This window comes from Microcystis sp. T1-4, from assembly GCF_000297435.1.
Lineage (GTDB): Bacteria > Cyanobacteriota > Cyanobacteriia > Cyanobacteriales > Microcystaceae > Microcystis.
The window spans coordinates 1-11,905 of sequence record NZ_CAIP01000432.1 but is presented as its reverse complement, the minus strand read 5'-3'; the positions used below and the strand labels follow the sequence as shown (position 1 = coordinate 11,905).

7 protein-coding genes and 1 pseudogene are annotated in these 11,905 nt (G+C 42.9%); 4 read left to right on the top strand and 4 right to left on the bottom strand.

The features are described from left to right. Positions 1-172: 172 nt before the first annotated feature. A complete protein-coding gene (locus MICAI_RS21560) occupies positions 173-1,000 on the top strand; it encodes an alpha/beta fold hydrolase (protein WP_008207069.1) in 828 nt (275 codons plus the stop codon). On the opposite strand, the gene MICAI_RS21555 is transcribed toward MICAI_RS21560, so the two are convergent. After that, on the bottom strand, positions 978-2,132 hold the full coding sequence (locus MICAI_RS21555; protein ID WP_008207068.1) for a histidine kinase: 1,155 nt from the start codon (positions 2,130-2,132) through the stop codon (positions 978-980). The two genes, MICAI_RS21560 and MICAI_RS21555, sit on opposite strands and share 23 nt — an antisense overlap. Before the next feature lie 147 nt (positions 2,133-2,279). On the opposite strand from MICAI_RS21555, the gene MICAI_RS21550 reads away from it, so the two are divergent. After that, positions 2,280-3,869 carry a glycoside hydrolase family 57 protein gene (locus MICAI_RS21550; RefSeq protein ID WP_008207066.1) on the top strand — a complete coding sequence of 530 codons (1,590 nt, stop codon included), beginning with the start codon at positions 2,280-2,282 and terminating at the stop codon, positions 3,867-3,869. Positions 3,870-4,142: 273 nt separating this feature from the next. On the opposite strand, the gene MICAI_RS21545 is transcribed toward MICAI_RS21550, so the two are convergent. Beyond that, complete coding sequence (locus MICAI_RS21545) at positions 4,143-5,651, bottom strand: serine/threonine-protein kinase (protein WP_008207064.1); 1,509 nt, start codon at positions 5,649-5,651, stop codon at positions 4,143-4,145. 435 nt (positions 5,652-6,086) lie between these two features. Here MICAI_RS21545 and cruF point away from each other — a divergent pair, with 435 nt between their 5' ends. Both cruF and cruG read left to right on the top strand, forming a co-directional pair. Further along, positions 6,087-7,001, top strand: coding sequence for a gamma-carotene 1'-hydroxylase CruF (gene cruF / locus MICAI_RS21540; protein ID WP_008207062.1), 915 nt, complete (start codon positions 6,087-6,089; stop codon positions 6,999-7,001). A 1-nt stretch (position 7,002) separates the two neighbouring features. Next, positions 7,003-8,190, top strand: coding sequence for a 2'-O-glycosyltransferase CruG (gene cruG / locus MICAI_RS21535; protein WP_008207061.1), 1,188 nt, complete (start codon positions 7,003-7,005; stop codon positions 8,188-8,190). Between the two features lie 162 nt (positions 8,191-8,352). On the opposite strand, the pseudogene MICAI_RS28045 reads toward cruG, so the two are convergent. Continuing rightward, positions 8,353-10,929: pseudogene (locus tag MICAI_RS28045) on the bottom strand (N-6 DNA methylase); the annotation flags it as partial. 190 nt (positions 10,930-11,119) lie between these two features. Further along, positions 11,120-11,905 (bottom strand): type I restriction enzyme HsdR N-terminal domain-containing protein (locus MICAI_RS21525; RefSeq protein ID WP_232306250.1); only part of this gene is annotated, 786 nt, incomplete at its 5' end.

Sequence of the window (11,905 nt, the reverse complement as noted above, 5' to 3'; positions counted from 1 at the left end):
ATTTAATACTGCTCGCTTAATAAGTAGTCGTGCAAAATTAATTTCCTAGTGAAGATAGGCAAGAGGCAAGAGGCAAGAGCGGGGTTAGATGTGTGTAATTAATTTTGCTTAGGTACTTACATACTGCTCACTTAAAACTCAAATCTGATAACTGATAACTGATAACTGCTCAATGTCGATCGCTCTCAACGTTAAGATCAAAGGTAATGGCTATCCGATCCTCTGTCTGCACGGTCATCCCGGTTCGGCAGCCAGTATGTCTGTATTTACCGATCATTTTTGCCAACGCTGGCAAACCCTGGCCCCGGATCTGCGCGGCTACGGTAAAAGTCGTTATCGCCTGGATTTTCAGCTAGAAGAACATCTAGAGGATTTAATCGAGCTGCTCGATCGCCAAAAAATCCCGCAATGTTTAATTCTCGGTTGGTCTTTGGGGGGTATAATCGCACTGGAATTAGTATTGCGGCATCCCGATCGCTTTCCTGGTTTAATTCTAGTGGCCTCGGCCGCGCGGCCTTGGGGTAGTCATCCTCCTATCACCACCACGGATCTGATTTTGACGGGGATGGCGGCAATTCTCAATCAGATCAAACCGGGATGGCGTTGGAATATTGATACTTTTGCTCGTCGTTCCCTGTTTCAGTACCTTTTTTCACAACATCAAGCGATTTCTTATCAATATCTCGCTCAAGATGCTGTTCTTGCCTACTTAGGCACTTCTCCAGCTGCTAATCGCGCTTTAAATCGGGCTTTAAAAAAAGGTTACAATTGTTTAAAATCTCTTGACAAAATCACAATTCCCTGCTTAGTTCTGGCGGGGGCAAATGATCGCCATATTACCAGTGCCTCGAGCCAAGAAACGGCCGAAAAACTGAAACTGTCTGAGTGGAAATGTTACCCAGATACGGCCCATCTGTTCCCCTGGGAAATCCCCGACTTAGTTTTAGGGGACATTGATAATTGGTTAGCGGAGCATTTTAGCGATAAACTGGCAGGGTGAAGTGAAAACTACTGCCGTGGTCAGGGACACTATCCACCCAAATTTGACCATAGTGGGCGCGAATAATCTTGCGACAGACCGATAAACCGATGCCATAACCTTCTTTACCCTCATCCCGTTTGAGACGCACATGACCCTCAAAAATATGCTCTTGTTTTTCTTCGGGAATGCCGGGGCCAGTATCACTGATGCTCACTTGTACTTTTTGAGTAGTACGATGGAGGACAGAAAGGGTAATTGCGCCGCCGGTGGGGGTATATTTGATGCCATTCTCCAAGAGATTAATAATCACCTGTCGGATTAACTCCTCATCAGCATAGACGGGGGGCAGATCTTGGGGGATATCGCTTTGGAGAATTAAAGTCTTTTCCTGAAAAGTATCGGTAAATTGAGACAAAATTTCCTGACAGAGGGCTTGCAGATAGAATTTACTCTGGTGGAGAGTGAATTGCGCCGCCATGCTCTTAGAAGCTTGCAGAATATCCGTGATCAAACGGTTCATAATCCGGAACTGTTTGCGGGCCTGTTGGTGCAGTTGTTCTCGTAATTGCAGACTGCGCTCAGTATCTGGTTGATGATAGGCTAATTCTAGGGTTTCCACGGCGATGGAAGCGGCGGTGAGAGGACTGCGTAAATCGTGGGCTAACATAGCCAAAATTTGGTCTTTAAATTTTAATTGTTCTAATAATTCTTCCTTTTCTTGTTTGAGACGAAAAACCTCATCGGCGATGCGGATGAGTTCGCCCGAATGTTCTACCTCTTGAAGTTGTGCATCATCAGCGTGATTATTTTTGACCTCCTCTTTAATCGCTTTTTGCCAGCGTACCAACCATTTTTTAAACTGTTCCACCAGATTACTGCCCGCGAGGGTATGGCGGGGGCCGGGGGCAATTTTGACCAAGGCGGGGGTAGCTACAAGGCGAAAATGTTCGACTAAATGAGGTTGCTGGCGAATTTCGATGATTTGTAGGTCAATTGGGTAATCAGACTTTAAAGACTGGAGATAGGCCTGAATTTGACGGATAATTTCTTGAGAACTGGGACGGTCATCAACAAACAGCAAAAGTTGAATCGAGAGAGGCGTTGTCGTCTCTCTCCCTAAAGCAGTCAGTGGCTCGTTAGATGGGAGCATCGGAAAATTAGTAAACCTAGGGATTGACGGGATCGATCGACGATCGATCGACTTTTATCATATTCTTTATTGTAGAAGCTTAAGATAGTATAAAATCTACTCAACCTAATCTTAAAGTTTTATTCCTTAATTCTAAGAAGAAATCCTATGGCTTTTGGCTATGTTGCCCTAGTTCTCCACGCTCATCTCCCTTTCGTCCGCCATCCCGAAAGCGATTACGTCCTCGAGGAAGAATGGTTATACGAGGCAATCACAGAAACCTACATCCCTCTCCTGCAAGTTTTTGAAGGTCTCCAACGGGATGGTATCGATTTTAAAATGACCATGAGCATGACTCCGCCGTTGGTGTCGATGCTGCGGGATCCGTTACTGCAAGAGCGTTATGAAGAACACTTAGGTAAGTTAGAAGAATTAATTGCTAAAGAAATCGACCACAATCAACACCATGGGCATATTCGCTACTTAGCCGAATATTACGCTCAATCTTTCCAAAGTATCCGACAAACTTGGGAAAAATACGATCGGGATCTGGTCAAGGCATTTAAACAATTCCTCGACAGTAATAACCTAGAAATTATCACCTGTGGTGCGACTCATGGTTATATGCCCCTGATGAAAATGTACCCGCAAGCGGTCTGGGCGCAAATCGAGGTGGCCTGTCAACACTACGAGGAAAATTTCGGTCGTCGTCCCAAGGGCATTTGGTTGCCGGAATGTGCCTACTACGAAGGGGTAGAAAGAATGTTAGCCGATGCGGGCATTCGTTACTTCCTCGTCGATGGCCACGGCATTCTCTACGGTCGTCCGCGTCCCCGTTACGGCAGTTACGCGCCCATTTTCACGGAAACCGGGGTGGCTGCTTTCGGTCGTGACCACGAATCTTCCCAACAGGTGTGGTCTTCCCAAGTCGGTTATCCGGGGGATGTGGTCTATCGGGAATTCTATAAAGATCTGGGCTGGGAAGCGGAATACGAATATATTAAGCCCTATATCATGCCCAACGGTCAACGCAAGAATATAGGCATTAAATACCACAAAATTACTAGCCGGGACGGTGGTTTATCGGAAAAAGGGCTTTATGACCCCTACTGGGCCAAAGAAAAGGCCGCCGAACACGCGGGCAATTTTATGTATAATCGCGAGCGGCAGGTGGAGAGTTTAGCCGGAATTATGGGCCGTCCTCCCCTGGTGGTTTCTCCCTACGATGCCGAGTTATTCGGTCACTGGTGGTATGAGGGACCCTGGTTTATTGATTTTCTGTTCCGCAAGTCTTGGTATGACCAAAATATCTACCAAATGACCCATTTAGCCGATTATCTCCGGGCTAACCCGACTCAGCAGGTCTGTCGTCCTTCCCAATCCAGTTGGGGTTATAAGGGTTTCCATGAATACTGGCTGAATGAAACTAACGCTTGGATCTATCCTCACCTGCACAAAGGCACGGAACGGATGATTGAATTAAGTCATCACGAAGCGGAGGATGAATTGCAGCAACGGGCTTTAAATCAGGCGGCCCGGGAGTTATTATTGGCGCAATCTTCCGATTGGGCGTTTATTATGCGAACCGGTACAATGGTTCCCTATGCTGTCCGGCGCACTCGTTCCCACCTGCTGCGGTTAAATAAAATCTATGAAGATGTGAAATCCGAGAAGATTGATGCTGGTTGGTTGCAAAAAGTCGAGGAAATCGACAATATTTTCCCCAATATTGATTACCGTGTCTATCGACCCCTGTAATCTGGGTGAATAGATAAAGTTGGCTGAATAAATCTAAAAACCTTGTTGGGTAAGACTTTTAGACTTTTTGTCAATCAAAAAGTACCGGATAGGGGAGTGGTCGGGGGGAAAATTCAGGGACTTTTTCCCTGAAAATTAGGTAATTGACCCCCTCAAAATCGGTGAAACCCTACACCCCCCAACCCCCCCGATGTCGGGGGGGTTGGGGGGCCACACCCTGCCCCCACCAACAAACTTTTTGCCGCAAACCCTAGTTAACGCCTCCCTGATTTTTTAGGGCTGCGCAGCCAGTTCTGAAGCTAATTTGGCCAGAATTTGGGGTTTGAGTTGCTCGAGTTTCCGTTTTAACATCCGCTTGCTAATTTGCGGGTTGCCAACCTGGGCCAATTGACCATCTGTCACCCATTGCTGCAAAATTTGGCATTGATTGGGGAGAATATTAGCGGTGATCACATTTTCACAGATCGGGCTGCCTTCGAGGGGGAAAAATAAAATCCAGTATTGACCGGTTTCGGCGAGGGTTTTGGTAATTTTTTGACCCTGGGGGGTTTTTAAGTCCAAATAACAGGACAACCAGCGAGGCCCCCATTGACGATGATAGAGGACAGTAATCCAGAGAATCATCGGGTGGGGTGCGGGCAAAAAGAGGAATTGATTATAACGGACACTAGCAACCCGGACAGCGATATCCTGTCGATCCAACATTACCCATAAACTGGCAAAAACGCCGTCAGCAGCCTGGAGACAGCGTGGGAAGACGATTTTTTGGCGGGGTTTGTCCTGGGGCCAACTGGACTTGAGACAGATATCCTTGGCATTAGCGGCAGCAACAATGGTTTGATTTAAATCATTAAGGGTTTTGATTTTGGTGCTGTAATCGTCGGTTTTTTTGACTATTTCATTTTTGACTAGGGATTCGAGTCCTTCGAGAAGTTGTAGTATATCTGTAACACTTTCTGGGCGATCGCTGGGTGCTTTGGCCAGGCAGCGCAGGATTAACTGTTCTAATTCTGGCGGTAATTGCAAGCTAGGATTAAAGGGACGGGGTTCGGCGTAGTGGTGAACCTCATACCAACTGCCAAAGGAGGAATTATCGGGAAAAAGGGGCGTTTCTCCCGTGATCATCTCGTACATCATAATCCCAAAACTGTAGATATCGGAACGATGATCGAGTTCTTTACCTTCCATCTGTTCCGGGGAACAATAGGCTAAGGTTCCCATAAAAGATTGGGTTTCCGATTCTCCCGATTGGATGAGTTTAGCGATGCCAAAATCGAGAATTTTCACCAATTCCCCTAATCCTGAGTCCTGAATCACAAGAATATTGCTTGGTTTGATGTCCCGGTGAATAATCGGACACATCTCGCCTTGGAAGATAATACCCTTATGGGCGCATTCCAGGCCGAAACCAATCTGACGGGCGAGATTGAGGAAGCGAGAGAGAGGCAGCGGGTGATATTTGATGATTTCACCCATGCTTTCCCCCTGCAAAAACTCCATGACGTAGAAGGGGACATCCTTTTCATCTACACCATAATCACGAACTTTAACAATATGAATACTTTTTTCGCCTAAAAGTGCCGAAATAGTTGCCTCTCGCTCGAAACGCTCGCGCATTCTTTTGTTGAGGAGAGTTTGCGAGAGGAATTTCACGGCGACGGTTACGCCACCCAATAGTTTATCTTCTGCTCGATATACTTGTCCCATGGCACCGCTACCGATCAACTCGACCAGTTGGTATCGATTGGCAAGTAAGCGCCGATGTCTAGATTCTGCCGACATAGCTAGGCTACCGTTTTAATTTATAGTGAGTCTGATGGAGAGAGTTTTTTTAAGAACCGCTGCAATCCCTATGTGATCGAGAGGACTTAATCTTAGAATGCCCTTTTTTTAGTCTAAAAGCATGGTTGTTAACATATATTTTCAGGCATTTTTAGTCATTGTCTCTCCCATACTTAATTTTTGGGGGTTGAAAAAAAAGAAAAAACTAAGTATAAAGTAGCATAAAATCTCTAAATAGACAATTTAATTGCTTATTATTCCTTCTTAATTCTCCTAACTACTGACTCCTGCCTGCTGACTCCTAAACAACCACCACAGACAAATCCCTAACCCCTGTAAAAGTTTTTTGCCGAAAGTGACCGATCTGCGTAATAATTCTTTAATAAAGATTTGTAAACTTGAAAATGATTATCCTTTCGCAGTGCTAGAGATTTAATGAGACGACTAATTGCGATCGAAAAAGCTCTGCTCATCGGTCATATTGTATCGATGGCTTTTGGACTAGCGGGATTGTTGCTAGTCTTGCCTCATCCCGAATTTGTGGCCAATTTACCGGATTTTGGCAAAACCGCCTTTGCTTGGTCAATGGCCGGGGGGGGTGTGGTGTATATGGTGTTAGGAATGGCAGCGGTGGCTGTTTATGCCTATCGGACTCTAGGAGTGTGGCACTGGTTAGGATTCATGGTTCCCGCTATCAGTTTATCCCTTTGTAGCGAACTATTAGGAACCAGTACCGGCTTTCCTTTCGGTCATTATCGTTATCTTTCGGGCCTAGGTTACAAAATTGCGGGTTTAGTACCCTTTACTATCCCCCTATCTTGGTTTTATCTCGGTTTTAGTGCCTATATCATCGCTCGTGTTGGTTTATCCACTCTTGCTATACCCCAGTGGCTACAAAATCTAGGATCGATCGCTATCGGGGCGGTATTATTAACTTCCTGGGATTTTGTCCTAGATCCGGCCATGAGTCAAACTACCATGCCCTTCTGGATTTGGGAACAACCGGGGGCCTTCTTTGGGATGCCCTATGAAAATTTTGCCGGTTGGTTCGGTACGGGCTGTGTTTTTATGACGGTAGCCACTTTAATCTGGCAAGTGCAACCGGTGAAACTGCCAAGTCAAGATTTAACCCTGCCTTTTGTGATGTATTTGGGTAATTTTGGCTTTGCTACGGTCATGAGTATCGGTGCTGGTATTTATCCGCCGATTTTCTTAGGATTACTCACCGGTATTCTGCCTTTAACACTCCTCTATAATCGCGCCAAGGCTGTTGCTTCCGGGCAAACAGTGGCAACCAGCGAAGTAACAACCCTAAAAATCCCCGTTGTTTCGGTGAGAGGAGCCAAATAAGTTGTTAACTGAGATAATTCTCGGTGCATTCTGCCTGGGGCTACTGCTGTCTCAGGCTGTTGCCTTTTTTATCCTTCTTTCCCGTCTGCTAAAAGGGGCGCGTCGTCGTCCTCCCCTGACTCCCCAACCTCCCACCCCGGAGATGTTAGGGACAGTAAGCGTGATTGTGCCGACGTTAAACGAAGTGGCCAGGATTGACGGTTGTTTACAGGGATTGAGTCAACAGAGTTACGAAGTGCGAGAAATTCTGATTGTCGATAGCAATTCCCAAGATGGTACGCGGGAAAAAGTCAAAGAGATAGCGGCAAAAGACCCCCGCTTTCGCTTGAAAACCGATTATGCTTTGCCTCCCGATTGGGTAGGTCGTCCCTGGGCGTTACACAATGGTTTTTTGTTTAGTTCTCCTAAAAGTGACTGGATTTTGGGCATTGATGCCGATACGCAACCCCAAGCAAATTTAGTGGCTAGTTTAGTCAAAGCTGCGATCGCAGAAGGTTACGATTTAGTTTCCCTGTCGCCGCAATTTATCCTCTCCTATCCGGGAGAATGGTGGTTACAGCCGGCTTTATTGATGACTTTGCTCTATCGCTTTGATGCGGCCGGAGTGCGCGGGCAAGATCCCCAACGAGTCATGGCCAATGGTCAATGTTTTCTCTGCCGGCGGTCAGTTTTAGCGGCTTTAGACGGTTATAGCGGGGCAAAAGGTTCTTTTTGCGATGATGTCACCCTGGCCCGTCTAGCGGCAACGAAAGGCTATCGGGTGGGATTTCTCGATGGGGCGAAGTTGATTCGCGTGCGGATGTACGAAGGACTTAAGGAAACTTGGCGCGAATGGGGCAGATCTCTTGACCTCAAAGATGCCTCCTATCAGGGGCAATTATGGGGCGATTTAGCTTTATTAGCTCTTACTCAGGGATTACCGATAATTATCACCCCTTTACTGCTCACAGCTTTGATTTTTGGCTACAATTTCCTGAGTTTAAAAATTGTCTTGACTTTAAACCTGCTGCTGTTATTGATTCGTTTTGCCCTTTTATTGGCTGTCTCTCCTAGTTACTATCGGGGCGAAAAAGTCAATCTATCTTCGGGATTATTTTGGCTATCTCCCCTCGCGGATCCGCTGGCAGTTATCCGCATTTTTATCTCTGCTTTTACCCGTCCCCAAAGTTGGCGCGGTCGAGTGTATTAAAAATATGGCTCTCTTAGGTTTGGTGGGTAAAATGGATTCTAAGATACAGTCCTGCTGGCGAGGGAGTGGAAGGAACCACAAAGACACAGAGGACACAAAGATCGATCATATTGTAAGTTAAACTGATCACACAGAACCTAGAAGAGCCGATAAATTAGGCTTTTAGTCATCACCTAAAATCATGGCTTCGACTTCCTGTTTAGCTTTTTCTAGGTCGTCTTTGGCTTGTTGTTGGAGTTGTTTGGCTTGATTACGAATTGCGGTGATATGCTCACTAATTTCGATTTGTTTTTCAAGAGGAGGTAAAATAATAGGAAGAGATTTATATTCTTCAGAATTAATATTTGACTGAACAGCATAACGAGATATGGCATCTACCCACATTTTATAAATTTTTGAGTGACAATAGTAAAAGATATAATAAGGATTTGCTATTTGAGTGTTCAAAACAAAACGTATTAGATAACCTGCGAAAATTGCTTTTTGTTTATTATCTTGATGTAAATAGCACCTGCCAACAGAGCCACTACGAGCAAACAACAAATCATGTTGATTTAAGATATACTTATCTTCAATTTTAAGAGCCGTTTTCAGCCCTCGAACTTTAAGAAAACCTAAATCATCAATATCAGTAATCCGAATATAATTTATTTCTCCACTATTATTTTTATCTATTGCTATTTCATTAGCTCCATACTGAGGTGGCTTAATTAATAAATTTTTTAAATATTCAATTTTATAATTACCTGTTTGAGATAGTATATAATTAATTTTATGATTATAGTTGCAATCAAACCTATCGCCTGATACCTCGCTTAAGTTACGGATAAAAATTCGGTTTTGAATAGTATTTTCTTCGGGTTCGGGTAACTCAATCCCCAACTCCCCTAACAGATAATCATCAATACTATCTAGTAATCGCTGTGCTTCCAGTTCTTTTTGTTTTTTTGAAAGATAACTTTTATCAAGAAAATCAACTATTTCTAATTGTTTTTTAATAGATGGTAAAAATATGTGAATCTCTGATATTTCTTCATTATTTAAGTTATTTTGAGCAGTTCCTTTACCAATAAATTCAATTTGAACTCTTGTTATATTTAAATCAAACATATAACAAAAATATTTCTTATTTATAACTGACCAATCTAATTTTAGTGTCACCAATGCTGAATTTAAGTTGGCTTCAGAAATATGATCGGGAATTATTGAAACTGTTCCAAGGTTTTCTTTTGTTCCACTAATTGCAAAAACTACATCTCCAGCAGTAACTTGCGATCTTTTAAGAGTATTTTCATGGACATATCTAGTTATGTATTTAACATCTTCTAAATTTATAGTATGCTCTTTAAGATTGTTTACACGAAGAAAATAGACCCCATTTTGATAATCATCTGTATAAAAACCATCACGGGGTCCATCTCCTCGATTCCAAGATAATATTAATCTTCCAATCCTATTAAATAATGGATTATTTATTAACTTTTTCCTTATCGACAAAAAATCTGGCCTGTGGTAATAAGGATCAATTCTAGCAATAAGATTGAAAAAATTGACGAAAAATACCTTATTCTTATCCACATCAAGACTTAAAAAAAAACCATCCTTACCTGACTCTATCGACTCAATAAACCGCGCAAGCTCCCGACCAATAAAATCTAACTCATTATTATTAGTTGATTTACCCGTTGCATCATAACCAATATCTTCAGCAATTGCCATAAAAATCGGATAATCTTCGATTACCTTTTGCTTTTCTTCCCCATACTTATCACTCAAAGACTCCTTTAAAGCCTCAATTTGGTCATTATATTCCGCCGTGACCGACTTTTTCCACTCCTTATAAAGCTCCGAATCCGTCAACGCCTTACCGGACAAATTTTGAGCATTATCAAAACCTCGTAACTCCTTTAAATGCCGCTTCTTATTATTTTCAATCTTATCCAATAACTTTAAATAATCATTACCTTGCTTAATTTGCTCCTGTAAAGTCAGTTTAGCCTGTTGAATACTTTCCGTTACTGCTTGCGAATGCTTCTTCAAAAATAAAACCGAACTTTTAACCCCCGCTCCCGTTGCCGAAAAAGCCGTCTGAGGCATCGAAACCACCGCCACAATGCGATATTTTTCCTCGATTCCCTCCCTGACATACTGCAAACTTGAATTAGTCAAAATACCATCAGGAACCACCATCGCTAAATAGCCACCTTCCTTTAAAAAACGATGACATTGCTCAAGAAATAAAACTTCTGTACTTTGGCTATCCCGCTCCGTTGTTCTACTTTTAGGATTTAACCAATCTACCGCCTTCATCGCAAAGCTATATTGGGATATATAAGCCTGTTCCGTTTGTTTAATAACCGAACCAAAAGGCGGATTAGTAATAACAAAATCAAAGCGATTATATGTAAAGCCTTTATTTTCTGTCCGTTTAATTAAATCTTCGCTATCGCGTAAACCATCCGCCGCAATTACATTGGTATGACCATCATCATGGATAATCATATTCATTTTGGCAACCCGAGCAATCTGTTCATTAATTTCAATGCCAAACAAATTACTCTGAGCAAAATTATGCCAATGCTGATAATGTTTGTTATATTCTTTCGGATCCGTTTGATAATTGGGATAGTATTCATCAGCTTCCGTACGAACCTTCTCTAACGCATGAAGCAGAAAACCACCGCTTCCACAAGATGTGTCTAAAACTAAAGAATTGTGCTTGATGGGTAGCACATCCACAATAAACTTAACAATTTGTCGAGGTGTAAAATACTGGGGAGCATCTCACCTTTGCAATGAGCATAAATACTTAGTGGAAAAATAGGCTTTTCGAGGGTAATTCTTGTTTTAATTCTCCATGTACGCAGTCTTTAAAAGCCTCTATTTCGTTCCAAGACACGATTAAGAGTGGCTTTTAGGCTAAGTATAATTACTTATCGCGTAAGTGAGATGCTCCCAAATACTGCCCGAAATCTCCGCGAAAAAATGACCCCATAAACGTCTCAAAAGCGCGACCCTTACTATCTAAGTCTGTTTCGCCTAAATTAATACTTTCTAAATAACCCACCACCGTCCGCAACTTCTCTGGACTTAAGCGAATATCATCCTTAAAAACTTCTGCATCTGCTCGACGGCCTTCTTCATATAAAGCTTTAATGCGCTCACTTAATTGCTTATTTTCCCGTTGTTTTCTTTCCTCCTCTTTTTCATTAGCTTTAGGAGCAACACTAAAGATCTGAAAATCGTAGGGTTCCCCTACCTTGCGAGCTTTCTTTTCATCCCAAATTTTACAAAAAATTAGCTTATCTAACTCGTCAAAAGCCTCTGAGGGATTCAACTCTCCCCCTCCCCATAAGGATTGATGAGCCTGCTTAAAACGACGGGTTAACTCATCCTCTGTAACTACTGTTAACTCAAATAACTTTTGTCCATTAGAAATACCACCACCTTTAGCATATTTAAAACGCGCTAATGTTTCCACTCCCGATTGTGGAATATCCGTGATAGTAATTCTTTCCTTTGGCTTTTCTGTTGGTACTTGATAATATTCATCTTTAATACCGGAAGTTATCCAAACATATTTCGCTCCTTCCGCCACCGCATAACTAAAACCCTGCTCTACTGCCTGAGTAAATTCTAATTCTGAAACCTCTTGTTTTTTACATTCAACAACGATATGAGGCGATTCAGAAATGTTGAATCTCGTAACAAAACT

Excerpts from the sequence above, each read along its gene's own strand:
- MICAI_RS21560 (WP_008207069.1), top strand. The coding sequence starts at position 173 with ATGTCGATCGCTCTCAACGTTAAGATCAAAGGTAATGGCTATCCGATC.
- MICAI_RS21555 (WP_008207068.1), bottom strand. The coding sequence starts at position 2,132 with ATGCTCCCATCTAACGAGCCACTGACTGCTTTAGGGAGAGAGACGACA.
- MICAI_RS21550 (WP_008207066.1), top strand. The coding sequence starts at position 2,280 with ATGGCTTTTGGCTATGTTGCCCTAGTTCTCCACGCTCATCTCCCTTTC.
- MICAI_RS21545 (WP_008207064.1), bottom strand. The coding sequence starts at position 5,651 with ATGTCGGCAGAATCTAGACATCGGCGCTTACTTGCCAATCGATACCAA.
- cruF (WP_008207062.1), top strand. The coding sequence starts at position 6,087 with ATGAGACGACTAATTGCGATCGAAAAAGCTCTGCTCATCGGTCATATT.